Below are 21,060 nucleotides of genomic sequence, written 5' to 3'. Positions count from 1 at the left end.
TACCATGGCGTCTTTAGCCGCCCAAGGGAATGTGAATCTCTGCGCGCAGCCCGCCTTCCTCACGGTTGGATAGCTTTAGCGTCCCATCATGTTGTTCAGCAATCGCCCGCGCTAGGGTCAGGCCGAGTCCGGCACCGCCCGTTGCACGGTTGCGGGACGTTTCGCCGCGGGTGAACGGTTCCAGCATATCGGAGAGCAATTCCGCTGGTATGCCTGGGCCAGAATCATCGACCGTGATGATCGCCATCTCGGCAGTGGAATAGATCGAGACCCGCGCTGTCTCGCCATAGCGAACCGCATTGCTGACAAGGTTGCGCAGCGCCCGTTTCAGCCACGTAACCTGCACTGTCGCAACCACCCGGGGGTGATTGGTGATCGAAACAGGTTCATCCAAATCCTCGAATTCCTCGACAACACTCAATGCCAAGGCGCCCAGATCAACCGCTTCAGCGCCGGAATGCGACCGACCGACCCGGGCCAGAGTGAGAATGTCATCAAGCGTAGCTGTGATGTCTTCGATACTATCAGCCATGCGCTCGCGCTGCGTTTCATCGGGCACGCTTTCGATGCGTACACGCAGGGCGGCAAGCGGGGTCTTGAGGTCATGGCCAATCGCGCCGAGCATCACATCCTTCTCATCAAGAAGTGCGGCGATGCGCGCTTCCATCGCGTTATGTGCTGCAATCAACCTGCGCGTATCGGACGGCCCGCTTTCTTTTAGAATGACGGCTTGATCGGGCCTGCGCGAAAAGTCAGTCAACCGCTCGGTTAGCAGTCCAAGCGGACGGGTAATCCGGCGTAAAACAAGATAGAGCAGCAGCACCAGCACTACGAATATCACCAATGTTTGGATCACAATCGTCGCAATACCGCCCGGTGCCCGGCGTGGTTCTGGTATACGAACTGTTAACCACCCAGCCTGATCGGTGCGTTCGACCGACGCGACGAGAATCCGGCGTTGTTCCCAATCGGCGGTGCGCATTCGCGGGCGATCCACAATCTGCTCGCGAACGAACGGATCATCCCCTGCAAGCCTGCGCGTTACGGCTATGTCACCCGCGACGAGGTTCTGTGCTTGCAGTATATCTCTCAAGCTTTGTTCGTATCCCGTCAGTCGCTCTTCGGATGGCAATATCGGGCTTGTTTCGCTGCGTTCGACACCTAACCGCAGCCGGCGCGATAGGGCGGGGCCTTCCCCCGGTCCGCGTCGGCGATCGGGCCGGATGCCCTCGCGGCGCAGCGCCTGCAAACGGGCGCGGCGTTCGGCGCGCTGGCCGCCACCAGCCCGCGCTCCATCTTCGATCAAGCGGAAAGCAATTGAACTGACAATAGCAGTCTCGCGCCGGTCTTCTGAAGCGCGATAGAGGAGCACCGCCGATACAGTTTGTGCCGCGAGCAAGCCGATTGCCAGCACGAGCATGACCTGGCCAAGCAGGCTGGATGGCAGGAACCGATTCATACGTTTTCTGGTGATGCGATCCGCTGCACCTGCGCGGCAAAGCGATAGCCACCTCCGCGAACGGTCAGGATAAATTGAGGGTTGCGCGTATCGGCTTCGATCTTGCGGCGCAGGCGGCTAATCTGATTATCGACGGCGCGATCAAACAGATGCGCTGTTCGGCCTTGGACCATATCGAGCAGCCGGTCGCGGTCGAGCACGCTGCGCGAGTTATCCAGAAAGGCACGGAGCAGCCGAAATTCGGCTGTGGAGATAGGCACCATCACTCCCTCGGGGTCGGTCAGCTTGCGCTTGAGCGGATCAAGCTGCCACCCTTCGAACACATATAGCCAATCGTCGCTTTGCTGCGATGGTGCGGTGGAACGTCCAACGCGGCGCAGAACCGTGCGGATGCGCGCCACCAGTTCACGCGGTTCAAAAGGCTTGACGATGTAGTCGTCTGCTCCGAGTTCCAAGCCGATAATACGGTCGGTCGGTTCGCTGCGTGCGGTGATGAAAATCACGGGTAGATTGCGCGTTTCCACGAGATGCCGGCACAGCGACAATCCGTCTTCGCCCGGCATCATAATATCAAGCAAAACGATGTCGGGTGATTGATTGGTAAGCTCGCTGCGGGCCCCGGCGGCGCTTTCAGCTTCGGTGACGTCAAATCCCTGACCCGTGAGGTATTCGGCCAGCGGTTCGCGCAGGCTTGCCTCATCATCAACCAGCAGGATCGAAACGGGGGTGTCGTTGGTCATCGGCCTCTCGCGCGCAATTGAGCGTGTCATGAATGGAAAACGGCCCAGCGCGCAACCCATGACAGGTTTCGGGCTGGACCGAGGGAGGAGCGATCCGGCTTGCGGGGGGAGCCTGCCGGATCGCGATTTGGTTGACTATGCGCCGCGATTGCCGCGCCGCTCACCGCGCTTGCCGCGACGTTCTTTCATGGCCGCTTTGGCTGCTTCGCGTTCTTCGGCAGTAATCGTGCCGGAGCCGTCAGTGTCGACTTTGGCGAAACGTTTTTCGACGGCCGCGTCGAATTCAGCGCGGCTTACGCTTTTGTCGCCATTGGCATCGGCGCGGCGGAGCATCCGCATTGCGCCTTTTCCGCCCCGGCCACCGCGTCGCATTTCGCCACGCTTACCGCGACGTTCGCTGCGTGCCTCGGCGCGCTTTTCTTGACCGGCTTTAAGTTCTGCTTCGGAAAGAGCGCCATTTCCATCGGTATCCAGCCGCTCCATCCGCATGGCCTGACGCTTGGCGCGGCGTTCCTCGCGCTTGGCTTCGCGAGCTTCACGAGCTGCGCTCATTTCTGCGGCGCTCAATTCACCGTCACCATTGGTATCAGCGGCTGCGAAACGCTGAGCGCGTTTGGCTTCGCGATCTTCGCGGTTGATCGCGCCATCGCCATTGGCATCCATTCTGGTGAAACGCTCGCTAGCATGGGCTTTCGTTTCCGCCAGTGTGATGATGCCGTCATTGTTTGCGTCAGCTGCCATCGGACCGCGCTTCCCAGCGTGATGGTCAGCCAGAGCAGCGCCAGCGCCGCCGACTGTCAAAACAACAGCTGCAAGTCCCAGTGTGATCTTTTTCATTATCGTTCTCCAAAATCGTGTTCTCATTGAGCGAGCCGCGATGAGCCGCCAAGGCGGCGAGCGGTTGGCCCCAGGGGAAAGGCCACCGATTCAACAGGGGGGAGGATGCCGCCTTGGCAAACTCACCGCAACTCATGAGACCTGTTCTAGAGGACCAGTGTCGCAGGAATATCCCGGATTACGGCCAAAATGTCGCGCTTTGTATCAGAGCGCTATGCCTGTTCACTTGCGCGCAATTTAGCGAGCTATTTCATTCATTTGGCGGCAAGAAAACGGCCTTCCTACGGCTTAGCGCGGGCGATGCTGTGTGCCTTCACCGGCGGTAATGAAAATGGCTGTCGCGCTCTCGTCTACATCGGCGATATGCCAGACGCCGGGCGGATTGATCGCGTATTCGCCAGCTGCAAGCGTGACCTGTTCACGCGAACCATTAGGATGCTCTTGTGTCAGAACCATTGATCCGTGCGTGCAGATAACGACTTCCGAACCCTTGGGATGCATTTCCCAACTGTCCCAGCCTTCCGTAAAAGTATGCTGCGAAACCAAACGCCCTTCTGCACCGTCATTGCCGTGGCGAGCGCCATAGCCTGCATACCATTCCATCCCTTCAAAGGGTGGTTGGGGCACGGCGGTTGCGCCGAGCCCCAAATGCAAGAAGGCATCGCTTAGTTTGCGAGCGGTCATGAGGATGGCTGAACCATGCAGAACACGTTTAGCTTGTTGCCGTCCGGATCGCGGAAATATCCTGCATAGAAACCATCATCGCCGCGCGGGCCCGGTTCGCCTTCGTCGCTGCCGCCATGCGCGATGGCTGTGTCATACACGGCCTGCACCTTCTCAGGGTTTTCGACCTGCAAAGCGACCATTGTGCCGTTGCCAACGCAGGCTTCCTCACCGTCAAACGGCTTGGTTGCGGCAACGCCTGGTGCGCCGCCCATTTCGCCCCAAGCGATAAAGGTATCGAATTCCATCATCCGCCCGACTCCGAACTGTTCGGCAATCGCATCATAGAATTTCGCCGCGCGCGGCAGATCGTTTGTTCCCAGTGTGACATAGCCGATCATGGCAGAGTTCTCCCGTGGCGAGGCGCCCAATTGCGACTCGCGATAGGGGAACATTACTAGAACATCAGTTCGTCGGCAAGCGGGCTTAAAGCGGTGCGCATTCCCGATCGAGCCACGCAAGATCATCGCCCGAAAGCTGCGGCGCGACGATTTCGTGCACGCGTGTGTGATAAGCATCAACCCAAGCGATCTCGCTGTCCGTCAGAAGATCTTTCTCGATCAATGTCCGGTCGAGCGGAACAAAGGTGAGCGTTTCGAAACCCAGATATGTGCCCTCTTGGCCCGCAATTTGCTGTTCGACGGTCAAAACCAGATTCTCGATCCGGATGCCAAACTCGCCTGCTTTGTAATAGCCCGGCTCATTCGACAGGATCATGCCGGCGAACAATTCCTGACTGGTGCCAGCCTGCCCGCCGCTTGGCTTGGCGATGCGCTGCGGGCCCTCGTGCACACCCAGGAAGCTGCCAACACCATGGCCTGTACCGTGGGCGTAATCCACGCCCGCTTCCCAGAGATATTGGCGGGCAAGCGCATCGATCTGGCCGCCATTGGTCCCTTGCGGGAAGCGTGCACGGTCAATCTGGATGTGGCCTTTCAAAACGCGGGTGAAACGGTCTTTCATCTCGGCGCTTGGCGCGGCGGAGCCATCTGGCGAATTGATCCAGACGGTGCGGGTGATGTCTGTCGTGCCCGCCGGATATTGTCCGCCGCTATCGACGAGATAGATCGAACCTGCGGGGATCGGGATATTGGTGTCTTCGTCCACTTTGTAATGCGGCAGAGCGGCGTGGCCCGACGCCGCGCTGATCGTGTCGAACGACGTATCGCGCAAATCGCCATGCTCGCGGCGGAACCCTTCGAGTTTGGCCGCCGCGGTCAGTTCGTCAATCTCGCCCGATGGTGCGTTGACTTCCAACCATCGCAGGAACCGGCTGACGGCTGCGCCATCGCGTTCTTGCGCGTCGCGGTGCCCCTGCTGCTCGGCAGGGTTCTTGATCGCTTTGGCAAGGATTGTTGGATCCTGCTTGAAGACGAAATTCGCGCCGCCCGCGCGCAGACCCTGCGCAATGCCGACAACGCCGAAATCGGGATCGACGCTGACACGCTTTTCCGAAAACTCGCCAAGCGCGGCGGTGAATTGATTTCGGTCACGGATCGAGACCGCATTGCCCAGATGCTGGGTGAGCTCCGGAGTGATTTTTTCCGGCGCCATAAACAGCTCGGCGCGGCCATCCTTATGCGCGATGACATAAGAATGCGCGACCGGCGTATGCTCCACATCGCTGCCGCGAATGTTGAGCAGCCAAGCGATCGAATCGAGCGCCGGGACGACGACCGCATCGAGATCATTCTCCGCTAGCCAATCGGCGACTGCCGAACGTTTGTCCGAAGATGAGCGGCCCGAAAGCGCATCATCATGGATAATCGCAACTGCATCGGAAGGCACAGGCTGGTCTGCCCAAACCACGTCAATCGGGTTGCTGTCTGCGGGAACCATGCTGATACCGTTCGACTCAACCTCGGCTTCAAGCGCCTCGACCCAATTCCACGTATGGAGCCACGGATCATAAGCAATCTTGGCGCCGTCTCCCGCTTTTTCCACGAGCCATGCGCCAAGGCTATCGCCCGGAATACTGCGATATTCGAACAGGTTCTTATCAACCTGATCCTGCACTTGCACGGTATAGCGGCCATCGACAAAAATCGCCGCGTGATCAAGCGTGACAGCTGCAAAGCCAGCCGATCCGCCAAAGCCTGTCAGCCAGTTCAGCCGCTGCGCATAGTCACCAACATATTCGCTCATATGCTCATCCGAAATCGGGATGACAAAACCATTCAGATCGCGGCGTTTCAGCTCCTCGCGAAGGGCTTTCAATCGGGCTTCGTGGGTCTGCATCAGCATGGCGGCTGTATCCTTAGGTGCGAGTATGGGCGCAGCGCTTGCCGCGCGGCTTTGTTTGTATATGAAACGCAACATAGAGAGGAACAGCCGTGCTTTCCAGCAAAGCGGCATGTTTCAAAGGAGCAACTATCCCGATGAACACTCCCCTGATCGTTTCCGCATCGCTCGCCGCGCTCATCACGCTCGGCTCTGCGGGCGCCGCCAAAGCAACCGACAACGCATCCAATCAAGAGGAAAACAGCTCAGTGACAAAAGAGGCACCCACCTCTCCGCCAAAGGCCGAAAAACGTGCGCATACCTACACGCATCACGGCATCACGATCTCTGATCCGTATGATTGGCTGTACGACAAATCCTATCCGACAATCGATGATGAGGACGTTCTTGATTACGTGAAGGCGGAGAACGCCTGGTTCGAGGCGCAGATGGCGCCTCAGGCAGAGCTGACCGAGACGCTGTTTCAGGAAATGCGCGCGCGGATCAAAGAAGACGACAGCACCGTGCCCCAACGCATGGGCGAATACCTCTATTGGTCCGAGTTCGAAGAAGGCTCGCAGTACCGCAAGCATTGGCGCAAGCCCGTTGCAGGCGGAGAAGCGGTTCTTATTCTCGATCAGAACGAGCTTGCCGAAGGGCTCGAATATTTCCGGCTTGGCGCGCTTTCGATCAGCAAGAATGGCCGTTTCATGGCCTATGCGACCGACACCAACGGGTCGGAACGTTACACCGCGCGGATCAAGGATTTGCAGACTGGCGAATTGCTCGTCGATGAACTGACCAACCTGCGCGGCGGCCTCACCTGGGTCGCGAATGATACCGCGATTGTATACGGTCCCTCGACCGAGGAATGGCGCACGCTTGAGGCGAAGCTGCATGTGATTGGCACCGATCAGGCCGACGATGTTTCGCTGTATAAGGAGGAAGACGAGAGTTTTAGCGTCGGCGCGGGTCTGACGGCACAAGACGATTACCTCGTCATCGCGACCGGCGATAACGAGACAAGCGAAGTACGCTTCGTTCCCGCCGACAATCCGACTGCAGAGCCTGTGCTGATCAAAGCGCGCCAGAAAGGTGTCGAATATTCGGTCGACATTCGTGAGGGCGAGTTGTTCGTCTGGACCAATGATGATCACATCAATTTCCGCCTTGCGAAAGCGTCTCTGGAGACGCCGGGCGATTGGGAAACGGTAATTGCCGGATCGGACGAGTTTTATCTGACTGGATTTGATCTTTTCAAAGATTTCTTCGTCACAGAAGGACGCCTGAACGGCCTCGATCAGGTGCAGATCCGCCAATATGACGCGCCAACCGCGCTGAGTTCGATCGAATTCCCTGAGGCAAGCTATGACGCAGGCCTCTCCAACAATCCGGAATACGATCAGACCAAATTGCGCCTGTCATATGAAAGCATGATCACGCCTGACACGGTGTTCGATTACGATGTGGCTGCGCGTTCGCTCGAAAAGCTCAAGCAGCAGGAAATTCCGAGCGGCTATGACGCTTCGCTTTACGTGACCGAGCGCACCGAGATTCAGGCGCGCGATGGCACCATGGTTCCTGTTAGCGTGGTTATGCGCAAAGACCGCCCTGCTGGCGGGCCGCTCCACCTCTATGCCTACGGTGCCTATGGCTACGCGGTCCCTCCGGGCTTTTCGACCACGCGTCTGTCACTGGTTGATCGCGGTTTCGCCTATGCCATCGCGCATATTCGCGGCGGCGATGATTTGGGGCGGCGCTGGTATCTTCAGGGCAAGCTGAATGAGCGGACGAACACCTTCAATGATTTCGTTGATGTGGGGCGCGGCTTGATCGCTAAAGGCTACACCGCCGAAGGCAAAGTCACTGCCAGCGGCGGCTCGGCAGGCGGCGAATTGATGGGCGCGATCATCAACCAAGATCCGTCGCAATATGGCGCCATCGTCAGCCATGTACCGTTCGTCGATGTCCTGAACACAATGCTCAATGACAAACTGCCGCTGACACCGGGCGAATGGCAGGAATGGGGCAACCCGATCGAGAGCAAGCAGGCGTTTGCCTATATCCTCTCTTACTCGCCATACGATCAGGTCTCGGCTCAGGATTACCCGCCGATGCTTGTGACCGCAGGGCTCAACGATCCGCGTGTCACCTATTGGGAGCCCGCCAAATGGGTCGCGAAGCTGCGCGAGTATAAAACCGATGACAATGTCCTGCTGATGAAAACCAATATGGGCGCAGGGCATGGCGGCAAATCGGGACGGTGGAATTCGCTCTACGAAACCGCCGAAGAGTTTGCCTTTATCCTGTGGCAAATGGGTATGACTGACGAAGCGGAGGGCGAGTGACTTCTCGCTTCACAAAGCCCTTCACCGCCGCGCCGGAGCACATTGACGAGCTTGGCCACGTCAACAATTCTGTTTGGGTGCAATGGATTCAGAATTTGGCGACCGCGCATTGGGATGCGGTCGCCGATCCTGCGCACCGCGAGCAATTCTTTTGGGTCGTGATCCGGCACGAGATTGATTATCGCGGCAATATTGCAGCGGGCGAGACAGCGCAGGGTGAGACGTGGATTCCCGACGCTCCGCGCGGAGCCAAGTCTGTCCGTCATGTCGAGTTTACCGATCAATCCGGCAAACGGCTTGTCTCGGCTCAGACCACTTGGGCAATGCTGGATCGGGCAACCGGGCGGCTTGCCCGCGTCAGGCCGGAAGTGCTCGCACGGTTTCAGAATTGATCGCCGCGAATTTCAGCTGCGTCACAAAACTTTTCCACTGTCATCAAATCGAAACGTGCTGGTCACTCACACGTAGCAATCCTGTCATAAACGCGTGCCGTTCAACATAGAATGGGACAAAAAATGACACGTAAGGTTTCATATTTGTTATCAGCCGGGTTGCTTGCTGCCGTTGCGGCGCCTGCTTCTGCGCAGGAGCAAGAGGCGCTTCTGCAAGAGCTCGCCAAAATGCGCGGCGAGATGGCGCAAATGGCAGAGCGGATGGAAAATCTTGAAAGCCAGCTGGCTGAAACGAAAACCCAGACCGAAACGAATGCTGCAGAAGTGAAAGCCGTGGCTGAAGCTGAGCCGAGCAATGATGCTTCGATCGGCTTCAAAGGGGCGCCAGAGATTAAGAGCGAAGGCGGCTGGAGCTTCAAACCGCGTGGCCGCCTGCAATATGACGCTGGCATTGTCGATGCGCCCGATTCCACTGGTAGAGACGACGGCTTTGGCAATGACGTTCGCCGCGCGCGCCTTGGCGTGGCAGGGGATATTCCCGGCGGCTTTGGCTATAAATTCGAAGTCGATGTCGCCAATAGCGATCTTACCGTCACCGATGCGATCATCTCTTATGAAACGGGGAACGTTGATGTTCAGGTCGGCCAGTTCAATAATTTCCAGGGTCTGGAAGAACTGACCAGCAGCTTGCACACATCCTTTATCGAGCGTGCGGCGTTCACCGATGCATTTAACTTTATCCGCCGTGTCGGCGTAGGCGTTACCTATGGCGAAGGCGATGTGCTCGTCCAAGGCGGTGTGTTTACCGACAATATGGACCGACTCTCCAACCAGAATTGGAGTGCGAACGGGCGTGTCGTCTACATGCCCAAGATCGGCGATGCGCAGCTGCATTTCGGCGGCTCGGCCCATTACCGCTCATACGAAGACGGAAACACCGTTCGTTATCGCCAGCGCCCTCTGGTTGGCTTTACGAGCGAGCGTTTCATCAACACCGGCAATATGGATGCGGAAAGTGAATCCGGGTTTGGCCTTGAAGGCGCTGTGATTGCCGGGTCATTCCACGCCGCAATCGAAGGCCGCTGGCAAAATCTTGATATGCCGATGGTTGCGGACACAGCCAATTTCTTCGGCGGCTATGCTGAAGTCGGTTATTTCCTGACCAAGGGCGATACCCGCGGCTACAAAGGTGGCAAGTTTGATCGCACCAAACCGGCCAATCCGGTTGGTGAAGGCGGCATGGGCTCGCTTCAATTGAATGTGCGCTATGACCGGCTTGATCTGAATGATGGCACCGTCATCGGCGGAACTCAGGATGGTTATTTCGCCTCACTCGTGTGGAAGCCGACCGATTACACAATGCTGCTCGCGAATTACGGGCGGCTTGAATACGGGGATGCGGTCTTCCCGACTGTCACAGGCAACCGCGATTATGGCGTCGATGTCTTCGCAGTCCGCGCGCAGATCGACTTCTAACCGATCGCGCCCGATTTTCTGTCACAAGCTCGTCATACGATCACAATATCTGCTCAATCAGACGAAATCCAAAGGATAAATTCGATGAAATCGACCAAGACTCTTACAATCGCTCTACTCGCTTCAATTTCACTCGCTGGCTGCGACAGTTCCGGTGGCGGTGGTGGCTCACGCGATTCCATCCGTGCGGTCGGATCGTCGACGGTTTACCCGTTTGCCAAACAGGTTGCGGAAAGCTTTGCGCGCTCCAATCCGGGCTATAATTCGCCATTGATTGAATCGACCGGAACAGGCGGAGGTATCCAACTGTTTTGTTCGGGAGCAGGCGCGGATACACCGGATATGGCCAACGCATCGCGCCGGATGAAGCTTTCGGAATTTGAACGCTGTCAGGCGAACGGTGTGGAAGAAATCATCGAGCTGCAAGTCGGTCTCGACGGTATTGCTTTTGCTTCGGCGAAAGAAGGCATCACATTGAACCTGTCACCGCGCATCGTTTACGAAGCGCTGGCCGCCAACCCTTACGGCAATGAGCAGACGGCAAAAACATGGGCCGATGTCGACCCATCGCTGCCAAATGAGCCAATCCTGGTTTACGGACCGCCGAGCACATCGGGCACGCGCGATGCGTTGAAGGAACTTGTGTTGGAAGCAGGCTGTGACAGCAATCCTGAGATGAAGGCACTGAAAGACAGCGATGAAGATCGCCACCAGACGATCTGCACAGAAGTGCGTTCGGATGGCGCCTATGTTGATCAGGGCGAGCAGGACAATCTCATTGTCCAGAAAATCGAAGGCAATCCTCGCTCAGTCGGCGTGTTCGGATTCTCGTATCTCGAAGAGAATGCCGACAAGGTTAAAGGTCTGCCGATGAACGGTGTCGATCCTACCTATGAGAACATCTCAAGCTTTGCTTACCCAGGTGCCCGTCCGCTTTATGTCTATGTGAAGAAAGCGCATATGCGCGCGATCCCTGGTCTTGATCTCTATCTTCAAGAGTGGGTCAAGAGCTGGGATGCCGATGGACCACTGGCTGAGATTGGTCTCGTTGCTTCTCCTGATGAAGAGAAAACAATGAACGAGCGCCGCGTGAATGAGCAGATCCCGATGACCGCTGCGGATCTGGGCGGGGCGGCCCCAGCAGAAGTGGAAGAAGCCGGCGAGCCTACTTAAAATCCTCACCAACAGCTGCCATCTGCGCCTTTAGGCCAAGCTGGCAGATGTTTTGGATTTCGATGCCAGGGTGGGCGTTGACCTCGATAATGAGCGGACCATCGTTCTTATCGAGGACAATGTCCGACCCGCTATAGCCAAGACCGATAGCCGGACCGCACTTGCTCGCAAGTTCCAGCACGCGTTCCCATCCGGGTACCTGATATCCAATCAGTTTGGTGCCGGTATCCGGGTGGTGCGTGATCGCCTCTCCGCGCACAAGCGCGCGGGTAATGCGCCCGGTTACGAGATCGACGCCTGCTCCAATCGCGCGTTGGTGTAGGTTGGCTTTGCCGTCCGAGGCGTTTGTCGGCAGTCTGAGCATTGCCATCAACGGTTCATCATGCAGGCAGATGACACGCAGATCAGGCAGGCCTTCGGGCACCAGATCGGCGAGGGTCGGGTCGGCGATAATGAGCGGCTCGATTAGGGCGGCATCCTCGCTCGCCGTATCGCCGGAAAACCCGCCATCCACGACCTTCTGGATGTGATGCATCACGTCGGTTTCGGTGAGCGGCGTGCCCGAACCCTTGAACCACACATCCCCTTCGCGCCGCACAGCCAGTAGAATGCCATCGCCTTGCGAACCGCGTGCGGGTTTGATCGCCCAGGAATCGGGCATGTCCCGCGTCGGTTTGAACGCGCCCAGCTTTTGGTGGTCGTCAATCACGGCCACCGTGCCGGTGCAGGCAATGCCCGCTGCCTCCAAAGCGACTTTTGCGGCAACTTTATCGCGGGCGCGTTCAATCGCGCTGCGCGGATTGTATTTCGCGATCAGCGCGTTGCGCATGTTGATCCCAAGTATCTCTTCCATCGAGCCGAAGGGTACAGGCTCCATGCCGTGTCCGATGGCTCGCGATCTATCCTTGCGCCAGATTTTGCTCAGGCTCTCAAACATCTTCGGATGATCCTATAACCCACGTCTTGTTGACTGGAGGCTTTGCAGATGTGCCAAAGCGAGCCGCAAATTGCGCCTCGCTATTGGGTTTCAGCGGTGGTTCGAATTGAGCGCTGTTCGCGGGTGCTTTGCCCTGCGGAGGCCCGCGCTCATGCAATTCGATCGGTATGCTTTCCGGCACGTCTTCGGGTGCTTCTTCGGCGAGCGCTTCGGTCGGGACTCGCCTTGTGTCTGGAGCGCCAACGCGTCGATCTTCTTCCACCCCTTCGGGTAGATCCATTCGCTTGGCGACCCGTCGCCGCTCAAGCCAGATCGGCGCAAACCGGTGTATTTCGGTAAGCCGCAACCCGCGATATCGACCGAGAATGGCAATCGCGAGACCTGTGAATGCTGGCATAAGCAGCGGCGACCATTCGATCAGCATCAGCGCGATGTGCGAGACCATCACGAATTGGATGACCACCGAGATCATGAAGGTGTTGAACGCTTGCCAAGCGGCCTCTTTCGCGCCGTCTTTCTCCCATTGTCGCCACCAACGTTCAACAACGAGTGCGCAAACAATAACAGGGAAGGCATCCACTTGCAGTTTGGTATCGAGGATCGCTTGAAGCGCCACAAGAACGAGCACAATCGAAGAGATAAGCACCCCGAGAAAGCCAACCCGTGTCATACGCAGTTTGAGCAATGTCGGGGTCATAATCATTCCGGCGAGGACCGATGATCCCAAGACCACCGGGCCCATGATCGGGCCGATCTGAAGGAATGCCAGCGCGATCAGCATCGGTGTGAACAGGCCGAATGCTTTCAGCCCGACAAAGCTGCGGGCCAGCACGACCAGAAACGCGCCCAGCGGTAGAACCATCAGCAAGTTGGACGGCTTCAGACCCCAGATAGCCTGCGACGTTGCCTGCTCGCCGAATGACGAGGGCATAGCAAAAAAGGTCTCTGTATTAGAGAGACCCAGTGCCACAAGCACCGCGAGCGCAAGGCCCACGCCAAGGCCGATATAGAATGGACGCCTGACCTGAGGGGTCGCGCGATCCCGTATCCGCCTGATTTTTGAGATCAGATCAGAATACATACCCTACCGATAGAGTTAGCCGGTACCCTTCGCGCTCGCGCACGGGCTCATTGCTGTCAGAGAAAATATACTTCGCTTCGGCTTCGACGCGCCAATTGGCTGGCCACCAAAGCACTTCGACTTCGGGCACGATCAGCTGATCGTTGCGCTGTGCGCCAGTGTCGGTCAGGCGGCCATCAAAGCGTGTGTTCAGGAACTGTAAGGCCGGTCGCACGCGGAGATCGGGTGTGATCGGCTTTGTGTAGGAAACACTCGCGGATTGGCGTTCAAAGCCGCGCAGTGGATCATCGGATTCGATGGATTCCGCCCGCAAATCGAATGTCAGATAGTGGTAGCGACCCATCCGGTGGCGGTATTGCGCATCGATGCGCGCACCTTCGCCTCGTGTCGCTTGGTCGCTTCCGTTGTCATATTCGCGATCGCGCCACGTTCCCCGCACTCGGAAGCGGTGCGCCCGCTCAGGCTCATAGGTGACTGCGACGGAACCTTGAAGTTCATCGGTGTTGCTGGATTCAGCTGTGACAAAATCATCGTAATGACGCGCCCGTGCTTCGATTTCCCATTTGTCGTTGAGATCGTGTTGAATCCGCGCGGTAAACCGGTCGCGGGCGGTGTTGCTGCGGCCTTCGCCCAAGCGCAAGACCTCAATTCTGTCCGCTTCAAGCCGGAACCGCGTGCTATCATTTTCAAGATTGACGCCAACCTGCCCGCGCACAGTGAAGGCATCGCCATCGACGACCAATTGTTCGTCCCGGGTGGTGCTTTCTGCGCTGACAAAGGACACTTCAACCCGTGCGTCGGGCTCCAGTTTCCATCCTTCTTCATCCTGCGCGGCTGCAGTTGCCGGCACGACGGCCAGGCTAAGGGCGCCGAGCGCACGCGAAGCGGCCAAAATGAGACGATTCAAGACGGTTCGATTTGTCATCTGCGTGGGAATACGCAGTGAGAATTTAGAAATTCCTAACCTTGATCTTAAACCATGTAAAACACGGTAAAAAACACGTAATTGCGCGCTCTGGACGCCAAGCTTCGACGCACGGCGATTAACTTTACTCTACGGAATTCTGCGAGGCGCGCGTTACTCCGCCATACGCCGCAAAGACGGATTAGAGCGGATTGCCATCCTGATCGCGGAAGATTTCGCGCCGGCCGACATGGTTTGCCGGGCCGACGAGGCCTTCGCTTTCCATCCGCTCAATCCATTTGGCAGCGGTGTTATAACCAACGCCCATTTGACGTTGGAGCCAAGAGCCGGACGCTTTCTGGTTCTCGATCACAATCTGGCACGCCTGACGATATTTGCGTTCATCGGGGTTGTCCGAAGCGGTCAAATCATCTTCGAAATTCAACCCGCCGCCATCTGCCGGCTCTTCGGTGACCGCCTCAATGTACTCGGGAGAGCCTTGAGCCCTCCAAAAATCGGCAACCGCTTCAACTTCTTCGTCGCTCACGAACGGGCCGTGGACGCGAACGGTCGCGCCTGTGTTCGGCTTATACAGCATATCGCCTTTGCCGAGCAGCTGTTCCGCGCCTTGCTCACCCAGGATTGTCCGGCTGTCGATGCGGCTGGTGACTTTAAAGCTGATCCGGGTCGGCAGGTTGGCTTTGATGACACCAGTGATGACATCAACCGATGGGCGCTGTGTCGCCATGATCAGGTGGATACCCGCAGCGCGCGATTTCTGGCTAAGTCGCTGAATCAAAACTTCGATTTCCTTGCCGACGGTGACCATCAAATCGGCGAGTTCATCGACGATCAGAACGATCTGGGGCAGGGGTTCGTAATCGAGCTGTTCTTCCTCATACAGCTGCTCGCCAGTGTCGGGATCGAACCCTGTCTGCACGCGGCGACCCAGCGGTTTGCCCTTGGCGGCTGCGGTCCGAACTTTCTCGTTAAATGAATTGATATTGCGCGAATTCACCGAGCTCATCATCCGGTAACGGCGCTCCATCTCCTCAACCGCCCATTTGAGCGCCCGAACCGACTTGTGCGGCTCGGTAACAACAGGCGAGAGCAGGTGCGGGATATCGTCGTAGCTCTTAAGCTCCAACACCTTCGGATCGATCAGGATCAAACGGCATTCCGCAGGCGTGAAGTGATAGAGCAGCGAGAGCAGGATGCAGTTGAGGCCGACCGACTTACCGGAGCCGGTTGTCCCCGCGACCAGCAAGTGCGGCATAGCAGCGAGATCGGCGATGATCGGCTCACCAGCAATGTCCTTACCCAGAATGATCGGCAGATTGCCCTTGTTCTCGGCAAAGTCCGCGCAAGCGGCCAATTCCTTGAGCATCACCATCTGGCGATCAGTGTTGGGCAGTTCGATCCCCATCACCGTTTTGCCAGGAATGGGCGAAACACGGGCGGAAATGGCCGACATGTTGCGCGCAATATCCTCGGCAAGGCCTACAACGCGGCTCGCTTTGATGCCCGGCGCTGGTTCGAGCTCGTACATGGTGACCACGGGGCCAGTGCGAACAGCGGTAATCTCGCCTTTTACGTTGAAATCATCGAGCACGTTTTCGAGCAAGCGGGCATTGCGCTCCAGCGCCAGCTTGTCGAGCTTTGGCCCGAGATCTTCGGGCGGCTCCGCCAGCAATTCTAGGCTTGGCAGGTTGTAGGTCGCGAACATGTCGCTCTGGTTCTGCTTTGCTGGTGTTGCCTTTTTCGGGGGCGCCGAAGGATCGGTAATCTCGGGAGCGCGGCGCGGCGCCGGGCTGGGGCGCTCGGGCGTTTCCACCTTAGCCGTTCGGCGCGCCGTGGCCGCCGGAGCTTCGGTCTCGTCCTCGTCGACATAGGTCAACTGTGGTTGACGGCCGCCTCCGACAAAGGGAATTCGTGAGAGGATTGCATTGCCAATCGTGCTTTCACTGACAAATTTTGGAAGCGTCAATAACGCGCGCCAATCAATGGCGAACACGCGCGTAACAAGGGTGACGCCGCCCGCGAGACAGGCGACCAATGCGCCGAGTGTGATCCAGCCAGAAGCGCCTTCGCCAAAGCGGGTTGCGATTGCTTCAACCGCGGACCCGCCCAGAAGGCCGGAAACACCGCCCATTTGCGCGGGCAATGTGCCGCCGGGTGCATCGAAAGCCAGTGAGAGAAAAGTCGAAAGCAGCGCCATCGCGACCAGCAGCAAACCCACTGGCAGCCACCAGCGGGTCGTTTCCGGTTCATCGCCATTTTCGACATCGCGCCAAAGCTTACGCGCGGAGATGTACAGCAATGGCAGCAGCAGAAGCGCTGGGAGACCGAAGATAAACAGCACACGATCGGCCAACCATGCACCGCTCAGCCCCATCCAATTTCCGACCTGATCAGCAGAGGCGGCAGTGGAGGGGCTCGGGTCTGTTTGCGTGTAGCTGGCCAGCGACAGAGCGAGGAAAACCATGCTGCCCAGCAAAACGGCGGCACCCGTCATCTGCGCTGCGCGGCGGAAGCTGCGGCGCAATCCTGCGCGCCAATCTGCGGTGGTTTTTCGAGTGTTGATAGCGCGGCTCGCCATGGGTTGCTCCTATTGGAACACACCATGAATCCTTGACGACTCGCGGTCAAGCTGTGTGCGACTAGCTGAGGCCGTCAATTGCTGCCCATCTGGACCAGTTTAGAGTGTGCGCGCGATGCGCGTTCATACCGCCCAGCGCGATCACGGGGGCGTTAGAATGCGCTGCGAGCAGGCGGAACTTCGCGGGGCCGAGCACTTTGCCGCTAGGATGCGAGTTTGTGGTGAAAATTGGTGAAATCAATATGGCATCCGAACCAAATTGGTTCGCCAAGGCGACTTCGCGTATATTGTGGGCAGTCGCGAGGTGCAGCAGTCCGTTCCGCCGAGGGTAAAGTGCGCGAGACGGGCCGTAAATGCCGTCCGCGCGCCATTCAGTCGCGGTGAGCGCACTGTCAGCCAATATCACTGTGTGATCGTATGCTCGCGCAACCCTGCGCAGGGTAAGGTAGCGTTCGTACCGCGCACGCCCATCGAGGTGATAATGGCGATAGATAAAGCCTGATCCGCGCGGCAACCGCTTCAACGCACTCTCAAGCACCGCATCGTTGCGGGCATCGGAAATGAGCCAGATTGCAGGGAGGGATTGGTCTTGCGGCACGAGGGCCTTATAGCGCGGCACCATGGAAAGTGCAGCCACCCGTCTCGAAGCCGTCAACGCCAATATCGCGCGCATCTGCAAACCCGCGCGCCGTGAGGTTGATGACATTACCCTGATCGCCGTCAGCAAGACCCATCCTGCTGACAAGATTGCGCCTTTGCTGGCAGCGGGACACCGCGTTTTTGGCGAAAACCGCGTTCAGGAGGCCCAAGAAAAGTGGCCCGCTTTGCGCGACGCATATCCCGGTGCTGAGCTACATCTGATTGGCCAGCTTCAATCCAACAAAGCCGATGATGCAGTCGCCATGTTTGATTACATCCATGCGCTCGACCGCCTCAGCCTGCTGAAAGCGCTCGCTAAGGCGATGGACAAAGCGGGCAAGCGCGTACCGTGCTTTGTGCAGGTCAATATCGGCGATGAAGAGCAAAAGGGCGGCTGCCCGATTGGCGAATTGCCAGAATTCCTCGGGAAAGTGCGCGATGCCAATGTTCCGATTGCCGGACTGATGTGCCTGCCGCCAGCAGGCATCGAACCCGCGCCGTTCTTCGCGTTCCTTGCAAAGCTTGCCGCTGACAATGGCGTCGAAGGGCTCTCCATGGGTATGAGCGGTGACTATGAAACCGCAGTGCAACTCGGCGCGACCCATGTGCGTGTGGGCACAGCATTGTTCGGAGCGCGTGGTGGGTGATCCGCTCAGGCAGTTCAAAGCCGACTGGCTGGAGCGCCTGAACTCCGGCGCCAGAACTGTTGTCGAGACCTCCTCGCGTGATGGCGAAAATGGCCTTTATTCGGGCGTAGCCGATAGTTTCGTGAGCGGCCTAGGCTACAAGCCGATTGGCTTTAACTGGGAGCTGCTCGATCCATCAGCCGACCCCGAAAGTCCACGTTCGGCCATCGCCGAAATCACCTCTGCATTGGCGGGAAACATCTCAAACCCCTCACAAGACTGGTTGGATGTTGCGACCGCACGGCAATGCGCGATCCAGTTGCTGGAGGCTTTTGACCGAACAGCGTTGACGGTAGTCTCAAACCGCTACGATGGCCTGTGGAACCCGATATCCGGTGCGCCCGTGGAGTGGGGGTTTGTGTTATTCGACAACGCAAACATCGCGCTTCTCTTGATCACGGAATAACGAAAAAGGGGCGCTCCGAAGAACGCCCCTTTCCGTGTTTCTAAGAACCGTTTCGAATTAGAATTCGAACAGGGCCTCGATACCGAGCTGACGGCCTTTGCTGAGCGGCGAGAATGTGCCCGCAGCAGGAGCCGGGTCGAACGGACGGTTTACACCGTTGCCGAGCGGACCGCCGAATGGGATCTGGGTGTCACCACCGACTTGAACCTGATCAAGCAGGTTACGGCCATAGATCGAGAACGACAGGCCATCCATTGGCGTGTTCCAGGTTACGTTTGCTTCGAGGTTGCTGATGTCCTGAACAAAACCGAAGTTGTTGTCAGTGTACGCAAACTCGTCGCGGTATTGATAGTTGATGCGGGTCAGGATCTCGCTGTCACCCAGGAACAATTCGTGGATGATGCCCATGCCCCAGGTGACTTCCGGCACACGCGGCAAACGCAAGGCAAGATCGGTGTCGTTGATGACGCCATCGCCCGAAATGTCGAACAGGATCTCGTCATAGCTGTCATCGATGAAGCCAATATTGGCCGTAACGATGAACGAGTCTGTGACCTGCATACGCGCTTCGGCTTCAACACCGAAGATCGACGCGTCAGCTGTGTTGAAGATCGACTGAGCAACACCGGCGGTTGCCGATGACTGGTTCACTTCGCGCTGCATGTCCTGAATTTCAGTGATGTATGCAGCAACGTTCAGAGTGAGCGCGCCATCAACGGTCTGGAATTTGCCGCCGATTTCGTAGTTGTCGACTTGCTCTTCGCCGAAGTTGAACGAACCGCCCGGTGCCAAGGCAATCGCTTCGAAAGCGTTCGCGTTGGTGATGCGGAAGTTATAGCCGCCTGAACGGAAACCGCGGGTCCAGTGTGCGTAAATCTGGCTGTCGTTGAACTCATATTGGACACCAGCTTTCGGGGACCAGTTGGTGAAGCGCACGCTATCTGTGAAACCGTTGTTTTCGGTTGGGATAAGCGAGTTCACACCTGAAGTCGGGCAAGTCCCGTCCACAACGGAGCAAGCAACGCGTGGGCGGATGTAGGTGACTTCTGCGTCTTTGGTTTCTTGACTCCAGCGGATGCCGCCAATGATCGAGAAACTGTCGGTCAGCTTGAACTGACCGCTTGCAAATGCGCCGAGAACTTCGTGATCCTGACGTCCGCCGCCGTAGAAGGTCAGCGCCGAAAGCGGCGGAAGATCGCGCACTTCGGTATAGGCCAGTGACTGGTCGAAATAGAAGCCGCCAACCGTCAGATCGAATGCATCGGTCGAAACCGCATAACGCAGTTCGTTCGAAATCTGGTCTTGCTCGGTCTCGGTGTTCGAGTGGAACAGGAACAATGTTGTTGCATCGATATCAGCATCAGTGGTCGCCGAATATTCGCGGTAGCCAAAGATGTTGGTCAGTGTACCCGGACCGATGTCCCACTCAGCAGTAAGCGAGGCATTGATCGTTTCGTTGGCATAGGCACCGCGATTGTTGATCGCGAGATCGAACGTGTCGCGTTCGAAGATGCCGCGGTTTTGCGCGGCAGGGCCATCGCCTTCGCTGTCGAAGTAATCGATTTTACCAGTGAGGGTCAGGTCGCCGAGACGGGCTTCAAGCGCGCCGCGCAGGATGTAGGTTTCAGCCGCACCTTGGTTTGAACCGTCAAACAGGTTGGTGAAGTAGCCCTGATCGTTGTTGTAATACGCGCCGACTTTGAAAAGCAGCGTGTCTTCAACAATCGGGCCGGAGATCACGCCGCTTGCGGTGTAGTTCGCGCCGCCACGGCCGCCATCAACCGGACCGTCGACAGCCGCGCGGAACTTGCCGCGGAAATCTTCGGTTGGGTTGCCAGTGTTGATCAGAACCGCGCCGCCGGTCACGTTGCGGCCGAACAGCACGCCTTGCGGACCGCGCAAAATTTCGACGCTGTCTAGGTCGAACAGGTCAAACACGACGCCGCCATTGGTGCCGAGGTAAACACCGTCAACGAACACGCCGACGGTTGGGTCAATCGAAGGGATCGACGAGTTGATGCCGAGACCGCGGATCGAGAAGTTCGCTTGACCACGGCTGGTGCCGATTTGGTCGAGCGATACGTTCGGTGCCGAATATGTCAGGCCCTGAACATCGCGAACCTTGAAGGCTTCGAGTGTGTCAGAGTTGAAGGCGGTTACGGCCAGCGGCACATCTTGAACGTCTTCCGGGTTCTGGGTTTTCGTGCCGGTCACAATGATATTGCCGATATTGGCAAGTGTGCCGCGCTCTTCGGTGGTTTCTTCGTCGGTTTCAGCTGTGTCTTGAGCCTGAGCCGCGACGGGGAACGCTGCAGCGGTGCAAAGCAGAAGGGCTGCTTTGGTCAGCGCAGGAGCGCGCTTTACGGGGGTACGGAAATTCATGTTACATCTCTCCATGACGTAGGGGCCGTCGCGTGTACTGATACGTTCACGAAATGCA

Annotated in this window: 18 protein-coding genes; 6 read left to right on the top strand and 12 right to left on the bottom strand. The window is 57.7% G+C overall.

Annotated elements, in window-relative coordinates:
- Nucleotides 1-13: 13 nt before the first annotated feature.
- From MWU39_RS12890 to MWU39_RS12865, 6 genes are all read right to left on the bottom strand, one after another.
- Nucleotides 14-1,459 carry an ATP-binding protein gene (locus MWU39_RS12890; protein ID WP_247160542.1) on the bottom strand — a complete coding sequence of 482 codons (1,446 nt, stop codon included), beginning with the start codon at nt 1,457-1,459 and terminating at the stop codon, nt 14-16.
- Nucleotides 1,456-2,199 (bottom strand): response regulator transcription factor, encoded by a 744-nt coding sequence (locus MWU39_RS12885; RefSeq protein ID WP_247160541.1) that lies wholly within the window; start codon nt 2,197-2,199, stop codon nt 1,456-1,458. Before MWU39_RS12885 ends, MWU39_RS12890 begins: the two co-directional genes overlap by 4 nt.
- Nucleotides 2,200-2,334: 135 nt before the next feature.
- The gene (locus tag MWU39_RS12880; RefSeq protein ID WP_247160540.1) at nt 2,335-3,036 is read right to left on the bottom strand and encodes a hypothetical protein; all 702 of its coding nucleotides are present in this window, start codon (nt 3,034-3,036) and stop codon (nt 2,335-2,337) included.
- Between the two features lie 288 nt (nt 3,037-3,324).
- Nucleotides 3,325-3,720: a cupin gene (locus MWU39_RS12875; RefSeq protein ID WP_247160539.1), complete on the bottom strand. Its 396-nt coding sequence runs from the start codon at nt 3,718-3,720 to the stop codon at nt 3,325-3,327.
- Nucleotides 3,717-4,100, bottom strand: coding sequence for a VOC family protein (locus MWU39_RS12870; protein WP_247161091.1), 384 nt, complete (start codon nt 4,098-4,100; stop codon nt 3,717-3,719). The genes MWU39_RS12875 and MWU39_RS12870 overlap by 4 nt, the downstream gene beginning before the upstream one ends.
- 85 nt (nt 4,101-4,185) lie before the next feature.
- Entirely contained in the window at nt 4,186-6,003 is a 1,818-nt protein-coding gene (locus MWU39_RS12865) for an aminopeptidase P family protein (RefSeq protein ID WP_247160538.1), read from the bottom strand.
- 134 nt (nt 6,004-6,137) lie between these two features.
- On the opposite strand from MWU39_RS12865, the gene MWU39_RS12860 reads away from it, so the two are divergent.
- The 4 genes from MWU39_RS12860 (at nt 6,138) to MWU39_RS12845 (ending at nt 11,368) form a co-directional block, all read left to right on the top strand.
- Nucleotides 6,138-8,327: a S9 family peptidase gene (locus MWU39_RS12860; protein WP_247160537.1), complete on the top strand. Its 2,190-nt coding sequence runs from the start codon at nt 6,138-6,140 to the stop codon at nt 8,325-8,327.
- Entirely contained in the window at nt 8,324-8,719 is a 396-nt protein-coding gene (locus MWU39_RS12855; RefSeq protein ID WP_247160536.1) for an acyl-CoA thioesterase, read from the top strand. The genes MWU39_RS12860 and MWU39_RS12855 overlap by 4 nt, the downstream gene beginning before the upstream one ends.
- 123 nt (nt 8,720-8,842) lie before the next feature.
- Entirely contained in the window at nt 8,843-10,195 is a 1,353-nt protein-coding gene (locus tag MWU39_RS12850; protein ID WP_247160535.1) for a porin, read from the top strand.
- A gap of 84 nt (nt 10,196-10,279) precedes the next feature.
- Complete coding sequence (locus tag MWU39_RS12845) at nt 10,280-11,368, top strand: substrate-binding domain-containing protein (protein WP_247160534.1); 1,089 nt, start codon at nt 10,280-10,282, stop codon at nt 11,366-11,368.
- Here the strand turns inward: MWU39_RS12845 and MWU39_RS12840 are convergent.
- The 5 genes from MWU39_RS12840 to MWU39_RS12820 all read right to left on the bottom strand — a co-directional run bounded on the left by MWU39_RS12840 (nt 11,361) and on the right by MWU39_RS12820 (nt 17,526).
- Nucleotides 11,361-12,245: a sugar-transfer associated ATP-grasp domain-containing protein gene (locus MWU39_RS12840; RefSeq protein ID WP_247160533.1), complete on the bottom strand. Its 885-nt coding sequence runs from the start codon at nt 12,243-12,245 to the stop codon at nt 11,361-11,363. The genes MWU39_RS12845 and MWU39_RS12840 overlap by 8 nt on opposite strands.
- 52 nt (nt 12,246-12,297) lie before the next feature.
- Entirely contained in the window at nt 12,298-13,236 is a 939-nt protein-coding gene (locus MWU39_RS12835; RefSeq protein ID WP_247160532.1) for a 7TM domain-containing protein, read from the bottom strand.
- A 139-nt stretch (nt 13,237-13,375) separates the two neighbouring features.
- Nucleotides 13,376-14,236: a hypothetical protein gene (locus MWU39_RS12830; protein WP_247160531.1), complete on the bottom strand. Its 861-nt coding sequence runs from the start codon at nt 14,234-14,236 to the stop codon at nt 13,376-13,378.
- Between the two features lie 256 nt (nt 14,237-14,492).
- Nucleotides 14,493-16,889, bottom strand: a complete 2,397-nt coding sequence (locus MWU39_RS12825) for a DNA translocase FtsK 4TM domain-containing protein (RefSeq protein ID WP_247160530.1) — start codon at nt 16,887-16,889, stop codon at nt 14,493-14,495.
- 61 nt (nt 16,890-16,950) lie between these two features.
- A complete protein-coding gene (locus tag MWU39_RS12820) occupies nt 16,951-17,526 on the bottom strand; it encodes a thiamine phosphate synthase (protein ID WP_348646398.1) in 576 nt (191 codons plus the stop codon).
- Here MWU39_RS12820 and MWU39_RS12815 point away from each other — a divergent pair.
- Together MWU39_RS12815 and MWU39_RS12810 are read left to right on the top strand one after the other, a co-directional pair.
- The gene (locus MWU39_RS12815) at nt 17,510-18,175 is read left to right on the top strand and encodes a YggS family pyridoxal phosphate-dependent enzyme (RefSeq protein ID WP_247160529.1); all 666 of its coding nucleotides are present in this window, start codon (nt 17,510-17,512) and stop codon (nt 18,173-18,175) included. The two genes, MWU39_RS12820 and MWU39_RS12815, sit on opposite strands and share 17 nt — an antisense overlap.
- Complete coding sequence (locus MWU39_RS12810) at nt 18,168-18,620, top strand: hypothetical protein (protein ID WP_247160528.1); 453 nt, start codon at nt 18,168-18,170, stop codon at nt 18,618-18,620. The genes MWU39_RS12815 and MWU39_RS12810 overlap by 8 nt, the downstream gene beginning before the upstream one ends.
- 57 nt (nt 18,621-18,677) lie before the next feature.
- Here the strand turns inward: MWU39_RS12810 and MWU39_RS12805 are convergent, their stop codons facing one another.
- Entirely contained in the window at nt 18,678-21,002 is a 2,325-nt protein-coding gene (locus MWU39_RS12805) for a TonB-dependent receptor (RefSeq protein WP_247160527.1), read from the bottom strand.
- Between the last annotated feature and the right edge of the window lie 58 nt (nt 21,003-21,060).

The organism is Erythrobacter sp. F6033, assembly GCF_023016005.1.
GTDB lineage: Bacteria > Pseudomonadota > Alphaproteobacteria > Sphingomonadales > Sphingomonadaceae > Erythrobacter.
This window is presented reverse-complemented; position numbering and strand designations above follow the sequence as displayed.